The sequence below is a fragment of the Sphingomonas sp. 35-24ZXX genome, from assembly GCF_000786215.1.
GTDB lineage: Bacteria > Pseudomonadota > Alphaproteobacteria > Sphingomonadales > Sphingomonadaceae > Blastomonas.
The window spans coordinates 693,106-709,554 of record NZ_JROG01000004.1 but is presented as its reverse complement, the minus strand read 5'-3'; the positions used below and the strand labels follow the sequence as shown (position 1 = coordinate 709,554).

Genomic DNA, 16,449 nt, shown 5'->3' with positions numbered 1-16,449 from the left:
CGGCGCCGGGCTTAAATCATTGTTTGTGAAAATAAAAATCTTAATACTGTTTCGTATCTTCAACTTCTTGCAGATACACAAAAAAGGCCGGGAGATTGCTCTCCCGGCCTTCCGTTGCGACCCTTGCGGGGTAAGTGTTATTCAGCGGCTTCCATCGGATCGGCCTTGTCGGGCTGGCCGTCGCCGTCCGTATCCCAGGCGTCAGCCTTGCCGTCGTTGTTGCGATCCCAGGCATCCATCGTGCCATCGCCGTTCGAATCGAGCGTGGCGGGCGGGACCTGGCTGTCACCGGCCGGAGCTTCAGTCGCAGGCGCTTCCTGGGTCGGGGTCGCCGGGGCCTCGGGGGTCATTTCCTGCGCCATGGCGGGGGTAACGGTCAGGGCACCAGCGGCAATCAGCGTTCCAAAAATGGTCTTCTTCATGGTCTTGCTCCTCGTTGGCGGGCCTTGGGGTAACTTGGGAAGGCCCTTTGAATTTTCATGTTTGCGGGACGATCTGGTCTCCGCAGCATCAACGAGGATGATCAAAGGCTGTTCCGGGCGAAGACTGGCCGCCGTGGCGGCGTTAGGCCGGTTCCCGCAAGTTGTCGCGGCCAGGTCTCGACAAGGCGCACCTTTGGAGGGAGCGCCGCGCCAAATCGTTGCAGACAAGCGACCAAAACAACTTTCAGCTCGTCGCAAAACGACATGAAAAAGGCGCCCTCTCGCAAGAGAAGGCGCCCTTTTTACTGACAGGCGTGAAAGTTAAGCCCGTCAGGCTGCAGCAAACAGCTCCGGCTCGAGGGCCATGATCGCTTCGGACCCGGCTTCGATCTTGCGCCGCAGAGCCCCTGCATCAGGCATGATCCGCTCGGCGAAATAGCGCGCGGTCTTGAGCTTGGTCTCATAGAACACCGCGTTTCCGGTGCTTGCATCCAGCGCCGCAATCGAGGCGCGCATCATCCGCAGCCACATCAGGCCCAGCGCCACGATGCCCATGATGTGCATGTAGCTGTGCGCGCCTGCGCCGACATTGTTGGGGTTCATCAGACCGTTCTGCATGAACCACATCGTGGCGGCCTTGAGCTCTCCGGCTGCCTTTTCCAGACGCCCGGCGAAATCGGCAAGCCGCTCGTCACCCTTGGCATCGGCGCATTCGCTGTCGAGGATGCCGAAGAAGGTCTGTACCGCGCGGCCGCCGTTCTGGGCGAGCTTGCGGCCGACGAGGTCCATCGCCTGCACGCCGTTGGTGCCTTCATAGATCATCGCGATGCGCGCATCGCGGACATACTGTTCCATGCCCCATTCGGCGATATAGCCATGGCCGCCATAGACCTGCTGCATGTTGGTGGCGATCTCATAGCCCTTGTCGGTGCCATAACCCTTGATGACCGGGGTCAGCAGGCTGATGATGTCGTCGGCAGCGACGCGCTCTTCTTCGGTCTGCGCCTTGTGCGTCAGGTCGACCTGCAGGCCGCCCCACAGGATCAGCGCGCGCAGACCCTCGTTGATCGCCTTGGCTTCCATCAGCATGCGGCGGACGTCGGGGTGGACGAACAGGGTGTCCGCCTTCTCATCGGCATCCTGTGCGCCGGTGAGCGCACGGCCCTGGCGGCGGTCGCCTGCATATTGCACCGCGTTCTGGTACGAGACTTCGCCCATCGACAGGCCCTGCCCGCCGACGCCGAGGCGCGCCGCGTTCATCATGATGAACATCGCAGCCAAGCCCTTGTTCTCTTCGCCCACCAGATAGCCGGTCGCGCCGTCATAGTTCATCACGCAGGTCGAGTTGCCGTGAATGCCCATCTTGTGCTCGATCGAGCCGCACGACACCGCGTTACGCTCGCCCAGCGAGCCATCGTCGTTGACGAGGAACTTGGGCACGATGAACAGCGAGATGCCCTTGACGCTGTCAGGCGCATCGGGGGTCTTGGCCAGGACGAGGTGGATGATGTTCTCGGTCAGGTCATGCTCGCCCGACGAAATGAAGATCTTGGTGCCGGTGATGGCATAGGTGCCACCGGGCTGCGGCACCGCCTTGGTGCGGATGAGGCCCAGGTCCGTTCCGCAATGCGGTTCGGTCAGGTTCATCGTGCCGCCCCACTTGCCGCTGATCATGTTGGGCGCGTACTTTTCCTTCTGCTCCTGGCTGCCCTTGGCGAGGATCGCCGAGACCGCGCCGTGGGTCAGGCCGGGGTACATGGCAAACGCCATGTTGCTCGACGACATGAACTCTTCGAACGCGATGCCCACGACATGCGGCATGCCCTGGCCGCCGAACTCTTCGGGTGCGGCCAGCGTGCCCCAGCCCGCTTCGCAATATTGCTCATACGCAGCCTTGAAGCCATCGGGCGTGGTCACGGTGCCGTCGGGGTGACGGGTGCAGCCCTGCTGATCGCCGATCTGGTTGAGCGGGAAGAGCACTTCCTCGACGAACTTGCCGGCCTCTTCCAGCACGGCCGACAGCACGTCGGGGGCGGCATTGTCGAAGCCCGGCAGGTTCGAATATTTCTCGATGCCAAGAACTTCGGTCAGGATGAACTGCGTATCGCGCACGGGGGCGGTATATTTGGGCATCTTGCTGTCCTCTCAAGGTTCAACGTCAAATGCAGGCGGGGTAGCCTGGGAAAGCGGGCGTGGTCCGTGCCGGCAACCGCCCGAAAACGCTTGGGGCCGTCAGGCCTGGTCGGTGCGGTCGACCTGCTCGACCATCTTCACGAATTGCGAAAGCTCCTGGATCGAGCTTTCGATATCCTTCTTCTGCTTGCGCATCAGCGCGATGCGCTCCTTGCAACGCTGCAGCGTGACGCGGCGCTGTTCGCGGCGGCCGTCGCCGATATCATAGAGATCGATCATCTCGCGGATTTCGCCGAGGCTGAAGCCCACGTTCTTGGCGCGCATGATCCAGGCCAGCCGGGCGCGGTCGCGCTTGGAATAGACGCGGGTCAGGCCCTTGCGTTCGGGGGCGATCAGCCCTTCATCCTCGTAAAAGCGCAGCGCCCGTGCAGTTACACCGAATTCGTCCGAAAGATCGGAGATGGTGTAGCTGTCCCGGTTCTGGAGGTCGGGGGTATCGATGCGGCCAAGGGTCGAACGGTCGTGCATGATGCCGAGCTACATTCCCTTGACGTAAACGTCAAGCAGAATCAGTCCGCGCAGAGCTGGTCGATGGCACGCCCCGGTGCATTGCGGGCGGCGGCATTGCCCTGTTCGACCAACGCGAAAGAGGCCCCGGCCAGGCTGGCACGGTCCCCGCACGCCGCCGCGCACCCGGCGGGCACGCTGCCGGGCAGCGCCAGCGCGCTGCCATCGAAATACGCATCGAAGCTGCAGCCTGTGATCGCCTTGCCGCGACCGGTACGGCTGAGGCTGATCCGCGCGCGTTCTCCGGTCAGTTCTGCCCGCCCCGTGCCCTCGCACTGGGTTGAACCGCCAAAGGTGACCAGCACGCCGACCTTGTATCCCTGCTCGCGATTGCCGCGCGCACAAAAGGCATCGCTGCCGGTGCCGCCGGTATCGGCAAAGCTGCCCGCCAGATCGATCGCCTTGGGATCGGCGATCACGCCTGCATCGATGGCGGCGGCATCCAGCGGCGTCACCGCCGCGCCATCGCCCTCGGCCTGAGTCTCGCTGCACCCCGCCACCAGAAGGCAGACCAGAGCGAGCGTGCGCTTCATGCAATCCGCTCCAGCGCGCCATCACTGGTCACCCGGCGGTAGAAGCACGATGGCGCGCCGGTGTGGCAGGTCGGGCCGGCGGGCGATGCGATCACCCAGACCGCATCCTGGTCGCAATCGATCCGCAGCTCGACGAGCTTCAGCACATTGCCCGAGCTTTCGCCCTTTTTCCAAAGGCTTGCGCGCGAACGGGACCAGAAATGCACCTCGCCGCTTTCCAGCGTCAGCTGCAAGGCCTCGGCATTCATATGGCCCACCATCAGCAGTGCGCCGCTGGCTGCGTCGGTGACACAGGCGGTGATCAGCCCTGCGGCGTCATATTTGGGGTCCAGGGCCAGCCCGGTTTCGCGCACATCTGCCATCGCGCCCGGTTAATCGCACCCAGCGCGGCGTGCAACACGGTTAACGAAAAATGACCTGTGACAAAAGCAAGACAAACCCCATTTGCGTGCCTATAGGGAAGCCGAACCAGCCGGCGGCAACCGAATCGGGCGCGCGACATGATCACCACTCATCCTTTTGAAGACGACAAGCTGCGCGAAGAGTGCGGCGTATTTGGTGTGGCCGGAGCCACCGATGCCGCCGCAATGGTCGCATTGGGGCTGCACGCGCTGCAGCATCGCGGACAGGAGGCGGCTGGCATCAGCAGCTTCGATGGCCGCACCTTCCACAACCACAAGGCGCTTGGCCATGTGGCGGGCAATTTCGATTCCGAAGACACGATGCGTGCGCTCAAGGGCGATTCGGCGATCGGCCATGTCCGTTATGCGACGACCGGCGAGACCGCGCTGCGCAACGTGCAGCCGCTCTATGCCGAGCTGTCATCGGGCGGCTTTGCCATCGCGCACAACGGCAACATCTCCAATGCCATGAAGCTGCGGCACGATCTGGTGCGCACCGGGTCGATCTTCCAGTCGACCTCGGACACAGAGACGATCATCCATCTGGTCGCGACCTCGCGCTACCGGACGCTGCTCGACAAGTTCATCGACGCCCTCAAGCAGGTCGAAGGCGCCTATTCGCTGATCTGCCTCACGGAAACGGGCATGATCGCCTGCCGCGACCCGCTGGGCATCCGTCCCCTGGTGATGGGCCGTATCGGCGATGCGGTAATCTTCGCGTCGGAAACCGTGGCGCTCGACATCGTGGGCGCAGAATTCGTGCGCAGCGTCGATCCGGGCGAACTGGTGATCGTCAGCGGCGGCGAAATCCGCTCGCACCGGCCCTTTGCCGACAAGGCATCGCGGCCGTGCATCTTCGAGCATGTCTATTTTTCGCGCCCCGATTCGATCGTCGACGGATCGTCGGTCTATTCGGTGCGCAAGGCGATCGGCGCGCAGCTGGCGATGGAAAACCCGGTCGATGTCGATCTGGTGGTTCCCGTTCCGGACAGCGGCACCCCTGCGGCCATCGGCTATGCTCAGCAATCGGGCCTGCCGTTCGAGCTGGGTATCATCCGGTCGCATTATGTCGGCCGCACCTTCATCCAGCCGGGCGACGGGGTGCGCCATCTGGGTGTCAAGCTGAAGCACAATGCCAACAAGCCGCTGATCAGCGGCAAAAGACTAGTGCTGATCGACGATTCGATCGTGCGCGGCACCACGTCGCTCAAGATCGTCCAGATGATGCGCGATGCGGGCGCCGCCGAAGTGCACATGCGCATCGCCAGCCCGCCGACCATGCACAGCTGCTATTACGGCGTCGACACGCCCGAACGTTCCAAGCTGCTCGCCGCGCAGAAATCGATCGAGGAAATGCGCCAGTTCATCCAGGCGGATTCGCTGTCGTTCCTGTCGATCGACGGCCTGTACCGGGCGCTCGGCGAAGCCAACCGCGACGACAACCGTCCACGCTATTGCGACGCCTGCTTCACCGGCGACTATCCCACCACCCTCACCGACCTTGCCGAGCGCGATCAGCCCAACCAGCTGACCTTGCTGGCCGAACGGGTCGCGGGCTGAGGACACTCTTCATGACGGACAAGGTACTGGACGGGCAGCTGGCCCTGGTGACGGGTGCAAGCCGCGGCATTGGCGCTGCGACCGCAAAGGCGCTGGCCGCACGCGGTGCGCACGTCATCCTCACGGCGCGCACCGCCAAGGATCTTGAAAGCGTCGAGGATGCGATCTTCGAAGCGGGCGGAAGCGCCACCATCGCGCCGCTCGATCTTGCCGACGGCGACAGCATCGCCCGGCTGGCCACCGCGATCAGCGGTCGCTGGCAGGCGCTCGATATCCTTGTGCTCAATGCCGCGATGCTGGGCAGCCTGGGGCCGGTCTCGACCATCGACGGAGCCGAGTTCAACCGCCTGATGACGCTGAACGTGCTGAGCACGCAGGCGATGATCGCCTATTTCGACCCGATGCTGCGCAAGAGCAGCAACGCCCGCGTCATCGGCCTTACCAGCTCGGTCGCTGCCGCACCGCGCGCCTTCTGGGGTGCCTATGGTGCATCCAAGGCCGCGCTCGAGGTGCTGCTGGCGTCCTATGGCGAAGAGATGCGCAACATGAGCAGCATCCGCACCGCGATCGTCGACCCGGCCCGCACCCGCACGGCGATGCGCGCCAAGGCCTATCCGGGCGAAGATCCCGCCACGGTCAAGGAACCCGATGTGGTCGCATCGGCCATCGCCGATCTGGTATCGACCAGCTTCGAGACCAACCACCGTCTGGTCCTGCAGGGCTAAGTCCCGATTCCCTCATCGCAGTGACCTCTCCCCTCCCGCTCGCGGGAGCGGTGGCTGGGCCGCGGGTGAAAGCGGGGTGCGAACATCCACAGGTCATGGCGTCGGGCCCACCCCGGTTCAGCAAGCTGAACCTGCCCCCCGCGCCGGCGGCAGGGGAGAAGCAGGCCTCGTGATCTCCGCCAGCCTGGTCCTTCCGCTACGGCACACCCGCGCCTGTCGCGATGTTACAAACGAAACTCCAAATCGCCATAAATGTGTAATTGCTGCGACGCACAAAAGTCGCCGGCTGCATGCATGGGGCGGGCATTCACACTCATTTCGAGGATATGTCCCGATGCGTTACCCGCTTTCGACTCCGGTTCAGACTTCACTGTTCGCGCTCGCGTTCGCCCTGTCGGCTGCCCCCGCACTTGCACAGGAACAAGCCGATGACGAAGCCCGCAACGACAACACCATTATCGTCACTGCGCAAAAGCGGGAACAGTCGATCCAGGACGTGCCACTCACGGTATCCGCGATCACCGGCGAGCAGATGGACAAGATCGGCATCGACGAATTCGATGAGCTGTCCGCCTATATCCCGGGCCTCAACATCCAGGAGCAGAGCGCCAACAACCCCGGCTTCGTTATCCGCGGCATCACGTCGGATTCGGGCAGCGCCCAGATTGCGCCGCGCGTGACGATCTATCTCAACGGCATCGATGTCTCGCGCTCGCGCGGCTCGTATTTCGACCTGTTCGACATCGATCGCATCGAGGTCGTCAAGGGTCCGCAGGCCACCCTCTTCGGCACCGCCGCTACCATCGGCGCAATCTCCGTTGTTACCGCGAAGCCCGAGCCAGGCGTTTCGGCAGACCTGCGCGCAAGCTATGGCAACTTCGGCCTGGATGAAGGCCGCGCGATGATCAACGTCGGCAACGACAAGATCGCAGGCCGCATCGCCGCTTCGTACAAGAAGCGCGACGGCTACATCCGCAATATTGCAGGCGACACAGGGACGATCTCGGCACGCACCGTGGGCCAGCAGCAGGCTGACCTCAACGGTATCGACCAGTTTGCGGTGCGTGGTTCGCTGCGCATCTGGCCGACCGCCGAAAGCACGATGGATTTCGTGTTCAACTACGAACAGCAGCGCAACCCCGGCACCGCGTTCAAGTCAGGATCAATCGCGCCGACCGGCGGCACCACCAGCCCGTACACCTTTGCCGAACTCGGCGGCGCGCCTGCCGACCTCAGCCGTGCGATCCTGGGTCTGCCCGAGCTGGGCCTCAACCGCGAAGTCTATGACGCCAGTGTCACTTTCCAGACGCCGATGGGCGGTGGTTGGTCGCTTACCTCGATCAGCGGCTATCGCAAGTTCGACAGCCTCGAGACGTTTGACGCCGACGGCAGCGCACTGTTCTTCCTCGAATTCGCCGAGGATGCGCAGGGGGAACAGTTCAGCCACGAGACGCGCTTTGCCTATGACAGTGACCGGCTGCGCGGCTTCTTCGGCTTCAACCTGTTCCACGAGCAGGGCACCCAGGCCGTGCCGTTTGTGACTGATGAAGGCACCTATATCAGCTGCGCGCCGTTCGCCGCATTTGCGGCGGTACGCAACAATGTCGCTGCAGTTCTCGGGGTGCCCGGCGCATCGACTTGCGGCGCGCTCAACAGCACCAACCCTGCACGCAACGCCACCGCGATCCTGACGCGAGGTGCGGCCACCGTGCTGCCCTATTCCAGCTCGTTCACCAATGGCGGCAAGAATTCTGTCTATTCGGTGTTCGCCGATCTGACTTTCGACGTCTCCGACCGGTTCGAGCTGTCGGCAGGCGTGCGCTATCTCTACGAAGACCGCTCGTCGACCTACACGGCCGTTCAGCCAGGAAGCCAGATCTTTGCATCGCTGGGCGTGCGCGGCGTCTCGCTGCTGGGCGCGGCTGACACCGGCGGCCAGATTTTCCGGGCGGAGGACAATTTTGATGCGTGGTTGCCGCGCTTCAACGCGCTCTACCGCGTCACCGACGAGGTCAATGTCTACGCCACCGTTTCCAAGGGCCGGCGTTCACCGGTGCTGAACCTCAGCGCAACTGCCCGCCCCACCGGCGCCGTGGCGAACTTCACGCTCGTGCCGGAAGAGAAGATCTGGAACTATGAAGGTGGCATCAAGGCCGCTTTCGGCAGCTTCACCGGATCGGTCGGCGTGTTCTATCAGGATTATTCGAACTTCCAGACCAGCTTCTTCAACGAGCAGGGACAGGTCGTCCCTGTCAATGCAGGCAACGCCGGCAACTTCGGCGTGGAAGTGGAAGGTGCGCTGCGGATCGGCGAAAATGTCCGCCTGTTCGCCAACTATGCCTTTATCGACGCGAAGATCGAATCGCCCAACCCGGCCTTCCAGGACAACCGTTTCCGCCTGCAGTCCAAGCACCAGGCTGCTGCCGGTATCGACGTGACGATTCCGATGGGCGACAGCGCCGAGCTGTTCCTGTTCCCGACCGTTACCTACTCGAGCAAGCAGTTCTTCGAAATCCCGAACACCGAGCGACTGAGCGAAAACGGCTATCTGCTGGTCAATGCCCGCGCCGGCGTTCGCTTTGACGAGGGCCGTTACGAGATCACCGCCTTTGCCCGCAACCTCACTAACGAGGATTATCTGATCGACGCAGGCAATACCGGCGGCGCGTTCGGCACGGCGACCTTCATTGCGGGCGAACCGCGGCTGTACGGCGTGCAGGTGGCGGCGAAATTCTGACCGGGCAGCCTCGCCTGGAGTTGCGAACGGAAAAGCCCTCCCCCTGCTGGGGGAGGGTTGGGTGGGGGTAATCCTTCGGGATTGTGCGCCGGCTGGAATGATCTGCTGCTGGCGTCCAGCCGCAACCCTCACCCCCACCGCTGCGGCATCCGCAGCGCGCTGCCTGGCCACGCTGGTCCCCCACAAGGAGAAAAGCGAAGAGGTCAGGGCCGCAGTATCTCGACCCCGCCCATGTACGGCACCAGCGCGTCAGGCACCCGGACCGAGCCATCGGCCTGCTGATAGTTCTCGACGATCGCCACCAAAGTCCGGCCGATCGCCAGCGCCGATCCGTTGAGCGTGTGGACGAACTCCGTCCCCTTCTCGCCTTCGGGGCGGAACCGCGTGTTCATGCGGCGCGCCTGATAGTCGCCGCAGTTGGAAATGCTGGCGATCTCGCGATAGGCATTCTGCCCCGGCAACCAGACCTCAAGGTCATAGGTCTTCCGGCTCGCCTGACCCATGTCGCCCGCGCACAGCAGCATCTTGCGGTAGGGCAGGCCCAGCGCCTGCAGGATCGCCTCGGACGCCTCGCACATCCGCTCATGTTCTGCCGCCGACTGGTCGGGTGCGGCGATGGTGACAAGCTCTACCTTCTCGAACTGGTGCTGGCGAATGAGGCCGCGCGTATCGCGCCCGGCAGAGCCCGCCTCGGACCGGAAGCACGGGGTCAGCGCGGTCAGCCGGATCGGCAGTTCGGCCGCCGTCAGGATCTGCTCGCGCACGCTGTTGGTCAGGCTGACCTCGGATGTCGAGATCAGCCAGCGGCCATCGGTGGTCTGGAACAGGTCCTCGGCGAACTTGGGCAGCTGACCCACGCCAAACACGGCCTCATCGCGCACCAGATAGGGCGTCGCGCATTCGTTATAGCCGCGCGCCACCTGCGCATCGAGCATGAACTGGCCGAGCGCGCGGTTCATCCGGGCGATGCCGCCGCGCAGGAAGGTAAAGCGCGCGCCAGCGATCTTGGCGGCGGTCTCGAAATCCATGCCCAGGGCGGGGCCGATATCGGCATGTTCCTTGGGATCGAAACCGAACTGCGGCTGGTCGCCCCAGCGGCTGATCTCGACATTGCCGGCCTCGTCGACGCCATCGGGAACATCGGCGGCGGGCAGGTTGGGCAAAGCTGCGAGCCGTTCGGCCAGCGCGGCATCGCCTGCCCTTGCCTGTTCTTCCAGATCGGCAAGGCGCGTCTTGAGCTCGGCCACTTCGGCCTTCAGCGCATCGGCCTTGGCCGCATCCTTCTGCGCCATGGCCTGGCCGATCAGCTTGGAGGCCTCGTTGCGCCGCGCCTGCGCCGCCTGCGATTCATTCAGCGCTTCGCGCCGCGTCGCATCGAGCGCGATGATCTCGGCAGCCACAGGTTCAAGCCCCTTGCGCGCGAGTGCGGCGTCAAAGGCTTCGGGGTTTTCGCGGATGAATTTGATGTCGTGCATGGCGCCAGCCTATGCCCTGCCCGCCTGCCCCGATGCAATGCGCAATCGCGTGTCGCTGACAGCAAAAAAGGGCGACCCAGGCTGTGCCGGGATCGCCCTTTTCCGAAAGGCGGATGATCGTCAGGCGGCGGTGACGGACGCCGCCAGCCGATCAGGCCGCATCACGCTTGGAGTCTTCCTTGCGCTTGGCAAAGCGACGGCGCGCTGCCAGCGCCACGGCGCCCGCACCAAACAGCAGGATGGCGGGCGGAGCCGGGACGTCGGTGCCGCCGGTCGAGCTGGTGCCGCCGCTGGAGCTGGACGAGCTGCTCGACGAAGACGAGGACGAGGACGACGAGCTGGACGAGCCCGAGGAACCGGTGCTGCCGCTCGATCCGGTCGAACCGCTGCTGCCGCTGCTGGTGCCGCCGAAGCTGGACGAGCTGCCGGTCGACGTCGCGCCCGACGACGTGCTGGACGAGGATGAGCTCGACGAGCTGCTCGACGAAGACGAGGACGATGATCCACTCGATCCGCTGGAACCCGACGAGCCACTCGAACCCGAAGAGCCGCTGGAGCCTGACGAACCGCTCGAACCCGACGAACCGCTCGAACCCGACGAACCGCTCGAACCCGACGAACCGCTCGAACCCGACGAACCGCTCGAACCCGACGAACCGCTCGAGCCCGACGAGCCGCTGGAGCCCGACGAGCCGCTGGAGCCCGACGAGCCGCTGGAGCCCGAAGAACCGCTCGAACCCGACGAACCGCTCGAGCCCGACGAACCGCTCGAGCCCGACGAACCGCCCGGCTTGCCAGGCTTGTCGCCGCCCGAAGACGAGGAAGACGAGCTTGACGACGAGGAGCTCGACGACGACGAGCTTGAAGATGACGACGAGGAACTCGACGAGCTCACGTTGCCCGACGAGGACGAAACATTGCCCGACGAGGACGAGACGTTGCCCGAGGACGTGCTGACACCGCCGGTGGAGGTCGAGACGCCACCGGTCGAGGTGCTGACGCCGCCAGTGGAGGTGGACGTCGAAACACCGCCGGTGGAGGTGCTGACACCCCCGGTCGAGGTCGAAATGCCGCCGGTGGAGATGCTGCCCGAAGACGTGCTGGTGGAGCCACCGGTGCTGGTGAAGCCACCGGTCGAGGTGCTGGTCGATCCGCCCGTGCTGGTGAATCCGCCCGTCGAGGTGCTGGTCGATCCGGTCGACGAGATCACGACGCTGCCGCCGCCGCCACCGCCGCCGCCGAAGAAGCCGCCGAAGAAGCCGCCGCCAAATCCGCCGCCGAAGCCGCCGCTACCGCCGACCACGACCGGGAAGCCGCCGCCACCGCCGGAGAAGCCGCCCGAATCCTGTTGCGGATAGGCGGGCAAGGGCAGCGGGATCGGGGCCTGCTGGGTGGTGACCGTGATGACCTGCGGTGTCTGCACCGGGGTGCGGGCCACCATGCGGCGTGCGCGCTTCACCTTGCGAGGCGCAACCTTGGCGATCTGGCGACCGCGAATCGGCTTGGTGGTCTTGGTTTGCCGGTACTGCTTCACCTGCGCAGGAGGCGTGTCTGCGACATGCACTGCACCGCCGCCGATGATTGCTCCACCGCAGGTGCAGGCGCACAATTTTGCCAAGGCCATCCGTACAGACATCGTTTTTTCTCTCTCAGACCTGGGAGACTGCTTGCGACGACCGATACCAAAACCGAGGTCGGGTCAGCATCCCGATATGCAAGGCAAGCCAGAACAAAGCGTTAATCTCAATGGTGTTAACCTTGATTTGACAATCCGCGCGACAAAAATTTGCGCCTTTGCTGCCTTGTGACCACCCCCTGTCCCGATTTGGAACCGAAACGTCAGGCAAAATTAACCCATGCCAATCACCAAGCCGGGCTTTTGCCGCGCCGTGGGTGGGTGCCGGTACGGCAAGCTTGCATCCCCGGGACAAACCGACGGATTCTCGCCAAATCCCTAGCTTTGCAGCTTGTATGCCCCCTTGCCGCTGGCTATAGGCCGCTGCAACCAAAGGCCGACGGGATGTGTCCGACCCTGGGCGCATGGCGGCGGTGCTGCAGAATCACCGGGAGCATTCAATGGCGTCCATTTCGACGGCAATCGACGATATCGATGTGCTGGCCAAGGCGCGCAGGAACATATCTGGCGATTATTTCCCCTCGCCCGATGAAGACTATATGTCTGCCCGCCAGCTGGAATATTTCCGCACCCTGCTGCAGGAATGGAAGCGCTCCATTCTGGCAGCCTCCAAGGACACGTTGCAGCAGCTGCAGGACGGCCCGATGCGCGAGCCGGACCTCAACGATCGCGCCTCGAGCGAAACCGATTGGGGCATCGAGCTGCGCACCCGCGACCGCCAGCGCAAGCTGATCGCCAAGATCGATTCTGCGCTGCGCCGGATCGACGAGGGCGAATACGGCTATTGCGAGGTCACCGGAGAGCCGATCGGTCTGGGGCGTCTGGTCGCCCGCCCGATTGCCACGATGACGGTGGAAGCCCAGGAAGCGCACGAACGCCGCGAGAAGATTTCTCGCGACGATTGAGCCATCGTCCGCATCGCCTGACCTTGGTATTAACCAATTGGCGACATTCCAGCGGGTATAAGACTCATGCGCACGACGTCCCCGCCATGGTGAGGGCACCGCGTGATCTCAAGCCTGGATGCCGGACCGATGACCATTCCTGTCAGCCCCAATTCGCTAGAAAGCCAGGAGGCTCGCGCCAGAGACAGCCTGTTTCTGCTGGCGGATCTCACGATCGAGGACACAGGCGGTCAGCACAAGGTCAAGGTGCGCAACCTGTCCGCCGGGGGCATGATGGTCGAATCCGATCTGGAGGTGACCCAGGGGCAGAGCATCGTCGTCAACCTGCGCAACATCGGCCCGGTCCGCGGCGAAATCGCCTGGGCGCGCAGCGGCCGCTTCGGCGTCGCGTTCAACCGCCCGGTCAATCCCAAGCTGGCGCGCAAGCCGGTGGGCACCGCCGCCGACGACACCCCGCGCTATCTGCGCACGCCGCTCACGCACAGCCCGTCCTTCACACGCTGACCGGCCCAGCGGCCAGCCAGCGCGAAAGCAAGCGGCCTCAATCGTTGGCCGGCCGAGGCAGGTCACCGTTCTGCGCGCCGACGCTCTGCGGGGCCAGCCGCTGATTGGCCGGACTGCCGGCAAAGGCGATGGGGTGGCGCAGCGTCCGGTACGGTCCGATGTGCGGCGCATCCATGTCCATGAAAAAGCCGGTCGCCTTCAGGTGCGGGTCGTCGGGCACGGTCTCGATGGTGTTGAACCGCATCGCAGGGATATCTTCCTTGTCGAGCAGTTCCACCCATTCATCGGTGGTCTTGGTTGCGGCCACCTCCTCGATGATCGCGTACAGATCTCCGGTGTGCTTCGTCCGCTCCTCATAGGTTGAGAACCTTGGGTCTTCGAACACGTTCGGACGCCCGCCAATCTCGAAGAAGCGCGCCCATTGCCGGTCGACATAGGGAACGATGGCGATGTAGCCGTCCTTGGTGGGATAGGGCCTGCGGCGCGGATTGATCGAGCGGGTGTAGCCGAACTTGCCCTCGCCGGGGAACGTCTGCCCGTAGAGGTTTTCCACCATGTTGAAGAAGGTGAAGCACTCGAACATGGGGACGGACACGAACTGCCCCTGCCCGGTCCTCTCCTTGTGCACCAGCGCCGCAAGCGTCGCGGTGGTGGCAAACAGCCCCACGGTCTTGTCGGCCACCAGCGAGGGGGTATAGGCGGGCGCGCCGTTCGACCGCTTGGCATAGAGATCGGCCCAGCCCGATGCGGCCTGCACCAGATCGTCATAGGCCTGACGCTTGCCGTAGGGGCCGTCGGCGCCATAGCCGCAGCAATGGATGTAGATGATGCCGGGGTTGATCTTCCGGACCGATTCATAATCCAGCCCCAGCCGCTCCATCCCGGCCATGCGGACGTTGTGGAAGAAGACGTCGGCCTCGCGCAGCAGGGTTTCCAGCTGCGCCTTGCCCTCGGCGTCACGCCCGTCGATGGTCACGGCCTTCTTGTTGCGGTTGAGAGCCATGAAGATCGGGCCCAAGTCGCCGGTGGGCGATGCACCGGCATAGCGCATCATGTCGCCGGCATGCGTGCCGCCCTTGTTCTCCACCTTGATGACATCCGCGCCCATGTCGCCCAGCATCATCGTGGCCAGCGGCCCCATGACAACGCTCGACATGTCGAGCACGCGCACACCCGCCAGCGGGCCGGTCGCGGCAATATCGCTTATCGTCCAGATTGATTCTGCCACCGTGGCGCTCCTCGTTGCGATGAAATTGTCATGATCCCAGCCATATTCCCGTGCGATACCGGCGCTGGTTGATCGAAAATGGCACAAAACCGGGCTTTTCGGACCGAAGCAGAGCGTTTCGCAGTTGCGGAATCCTCCGATTTGGAGGTATATTCCGCGCCGCCGGAGCAGGGGTGTCTTGGCCTGGAATAGCGGGTTGTGCCTTTTTCCGTGGGGGGTTTATGGTATTGAGCTTGTTTGAAAGCGCCGAGCAGCGGCGCAAGGATGATGAAGAATTGGCTTCTATCCACCGTAAATACGGTGAGGAGACGTGCAAGGTCCTGCAGGCCCGCGTCAACGACGAGACTCTCAAGTCGCGCGACCGCAAGCATTGGGGCCGGTTGCTGCGCAAGGCCAAGTCGCGCTTCGCCAGCTGACGGCGACGGGATACTGACATCGCCTAGCGCCTCTGGTCGAAGCGCCGACCGATCATGGCGCTGGCGATGTTCACCTTCTGAATATCGATCGCACCCCCGGCAATGCCCCAGCCCCATGCATCTCGCATGCGGCGTTCCATCGGATATTGGGTGGAATAGCCATAGCCGCCCATCAGCTGCACCGCATTGCCGGTGACGGTGCGGGCAATCTGGTTGGCAAAGCACTTGGCGGACGAACTGTCGAGGATCGAGGGCAGCCCCTGGTCCGAGTTCGCGGCCGCGCGCCAGATCAACAGCCGCGCCGCCTCGACCTCGATCTGCATTTCGGCGAGCTTCATCTGCACCGCCTGAAAATCGACCAGCGGCTTGCCGAACTGCTGGCGTTCCTGGACATAGGCGATGACGTCTTCCAGCGCGCCCGAGGCCTGACCCAGCGCCATGGTGGCATTGCCGCAGCGTTCCAGGTCAAAGGCTTCCATCAATTTGGCAAAGCCGCCCGCCGGCACCACGATATTGCCCTCGGGCACCACGCAGTCATCGAAGATCAGGTCGGCCGAAGGCACGCCGCGAAAGCCCATCAGCGTCTCCGGCTGGCCGAAGCTAAGGCCCGGCGTGCCCTTTTCGACCAGCACCGCGCCAATGCCCTTGGCCCCTGGCGCATCGGACAACCGGGTATAGACCAGATAGGCATCGGAATGCCCGCCACCCGAGCACCAGCGCTTGGTGCCGTTGATCGTCACCTTGCCGTCGGCGATCACGCCGCGCGTGGTCAGATCGGTGAGCGCGGTGCCGGCGGCAGGTTCCGACATCGAAACGGCGACGATCATCTCGCCGGCGCAGACCTGCGGCACGATCCTCTGCTTGAGGGCTTCCGGAGCGAAATGCTGGATCGCGCGGACAGGGCCGACGCAGGCTTCGAACACGGGAAAGGCGATGGCCGAACTCACCTTGGCGAGCTCTTCCAGCACCACCAGGGCATCCAGATTGCTCAGCCCCAGACCGCCAAGAGATTCGGGCGTGTTGATGCCCAGCAGACCCATTTCGGCATAGCGGCGCACCATCGCACGCGGCACCGGGCGGTTATCGCGCTCCAGTTCGGCGGCCAGAGGGATCAGCTCGGTGCGGGCAAAGCGCCGCACCGTATCGCGCAGCGCGACCTGATCGCCTGTCAGGTTGAAATCCATCTCCGCACCCTTGTTAATCGAAC

At 63.8% G+C, this 16,449-nt stretch carries 16 protein-coding genes; 8 read left to right on the top strand and 8 right to left on the bottom strand.

The window, feature by feature from the left end:
* Positions 1 to 137: 137 nt before the first annotated feature.
* The 5 genes from LI72_RS11460 to hisI all read right to left on the bottom strand — a co-directional run bounded on the left by LI72_RS11460 (position 138) and on the right by hisI (position 4,017).
* Positions 138 to 422, bottom strand: a complete 285-nt coding sequence (locus LI72_RS11460; protein WP_033925952.1) for a hypothetical protein — start codon at positions 420 to 422, stop codon at positions 138 to 140.
* 330 nt (positions 423 to 752) lie between these two features.
* A complete protein-coding gene (locus LI72_RS11455; RefSeq protein WP_033925951.1) occupies positions 753 to 2,555 on the bottom strand; it encodes an acyl-CoA dehydrogenase C-terminal domain-containing protein in 1,803 nt (600 codons plus the stop codon).
* Between the two features lie 99 nt (positions 2,556 to 2,654).
* Positions 2,655 to 3,083, bottom strand: a complete 429-nt coding sequence (locus tag LI72_RS11450; protein WP_052129746.1) for a MerR family transcriptional regulator — start codon at positions 3,081 to 3,083, stop codon at positions 2,655 to 2,657.
* A 41-nt stretch (positions 3,084 to 3,124) separates the two neighbouring features.
* The gene (locus LI72_RS11445) at positions 3,125 to 3,655 is read right to left on the bottom strand and encodes a hypothetical protein (RefSeq protein ID WP_033925950.1); all 531 of its coding nucleotides are present in this window, start codon (positions 3,653 to 3,655) and stop codon (positions 3,125 to 3,127) included.
* Positions 3,652 to 4,017, bottom strand: coding sequence for a phosphoribosyl-AMP cyclohydrolase (hisI, locus tag LI72_RS11440; protein WP_033925949.1), 366 nt, complete (start codon positions 4,015 to 4,017; stop codon positions 3,652 to 3,654). The genes LI72_RS11445 and hisI overlap by 4 nt, the downstream gene beginning before the upstream one ends.
* A gap of 138 nt (positions 4,018 to 4,155) precedes the next feature.
* Between hisI and purF the strand changes: the two genes are divergently transcribed.
* The 3 genes from purF (at position 4,156) to LI72_RS11425 (ending at position 9,078) form a co-directional block, all read left to right on the top strand.
* Positions 4,156 to 5,616, top strand: a complete 1,461-nt coding sequence (gene purF / locus LI72_RS11435) for an amidophosphoribosyltransferase (protein ID WP_033925948.1) — start codon at positions 4,156 to 4,158, stop codon at positions 5,614 to 5,616.
* Positions 5,617 to 5,627: 11 nt separating this feature from the next.
* Positions 5,628 to 6,341, top strand: coding sequence for an SDR family NAD(P)-dependent oxidoreductase (locus LI72_RS11430; protein ID WP_033925947.1), 714 nt, complete (start codon positions 5,628 to 5,630; stop codon positions 6,339 to 6,341).
* Positions 6,342 to 6,675: 334 nt separating this feature from the next.
* On the top strand, positions 6,676 to 9,078 hold the full coding sequence (locus LI72_RS11425) for a TonB-dependent receptor (protein ID WP_052129745.1): 2,403 nt from the start codon (positions 6,676 to 6,678) through the stop codon (positions 9,076 to 9,078).
* Positions 9,079 to 9,281: 203 nt separating this feature from the next.
* Here LI72_RS11425 and serS read toward each other — a convergent pair whose 3' ends face one another.
* Positions 9,282 to 10,553, bottom strand: a complete 1,272-nt coding sequence (gene serS / locus LI72_RS11420) for a serine--tRNA ligase (RefSeq protein ID WP_033925946.1) — start codon at positions 10,551 to 10,553, stop codon at positions 9,282 to 9,284.
* A gap of 239 nt (positions 10,554 to 10,792) precedes the next feature.
* On the opposite strand from serS, the gene LI72_RS20490 reads away from it, so the two are divergent.
* The 4 genes from LI72_RS20490 to LI72_RS11395 all read left to right on the top strand — a co-directional run bounded on the left by LI72_RS20490 (position 10,793) and on the right by LI72_RS11395 (position 13,598).
* A complete protein-coding gene (locus LI72_RS20490; RefSeq protein ID WP_231562446.1) occupies positions 10,793 to 11,911 on the top strand; it encodes a hypothetical protein in 1,119 nt (372 codons plus the stop codon).
* Positions 11,912 to 12,130: 219 nt separating this feature from the next.
* Positions 12,131 to 12,361 (top strand): hypothetical protein, encoded by a 231-nt coding sequence (locus LI72_RS20310; protein WP_197051913.1) that lies wholly within the window; start codon positions 12,131 to 12,133, stop codon positions 12,359 to 12,361.
* Positions 12,362 to 12,629: 268 nt separating this feature from the next.
* Positions 12,630 to 13,094, top strand: coding sequence for an RNA polymerase-binding protein DksA (gene dksA, locus LI72_RS11400; protein WP_017672417.1), 465 nt, complete (start codon positions 12,630 to 12,632; stop codon positions 13,092 to 13,094).
* 129 nt (positions 13,095 to 13,223) lie between these two features.
* Entirely contained in the window at positions 13,224 to 13,598 is a 375-nt protein-coding gene (locus LI72_RS11395; RefSeq protein WP_033926325.1) for a PilZ domain-containing protein, read from the top strand.
* A 37-nt stretch (positions 13,599 to 13,635) separates the two neighbouring features.
* Here LI72_RS11395 and LI72_RS11390 read toward each other — a convergent pair whose 3' ends face one another.
* The gene (locus LI72_RS11390) at positions 13,636 to 14,826 is read right to left on the bottom strand and encodes a CaiB/BaiF CoA transferase family protein (protein WP_033925944.1); all 1,191 of its coding nucleotides are present in this window, start codon (positions 14,824 to 14,826) and stop codon (positions 13,636 to 13,638) included.
* A 233-nt stretch (positions 14,827 to 15,059) separates the two neighbouring features.
* On the opposite strand from LI72_RS11390, the gene LI72_RS11385 reads away from it, so the two are divergent.
* The gene (locus LI72_RS11385) at positions 15,060 to 15,242 is read left to right on the top strand and encodes a hypothetical protein (RefSeq protein WP_033925943.1); all 183 of its coding nucleotides are present in this window, start codon (positions 15,060 to 15,062) and stop codon (positions 15,240 to 15,242) included.
* A 23-nt stretch (positions 15,243 to 15,265) separates the two neighbouring features.
* Here the strand turns inward: LI72_RS11385 and LI72_RS11380 are convergent, their stop codons facing one another.
* Positions 15,266 to 16,426 (bottom strand): acyl-CoA dehydrogenase family protein, encoded by a 1,161-nt coding sequence (locus LI72_RS11380; protein WP_033925942.1) that lies wholly within the window; start codon positions 16,424 to 16,426, stop codon positions 15,266 to 15,268.
* Between the last annotated feature and the right edge of the window lie 23 nt (positions 16,427 to 16,449).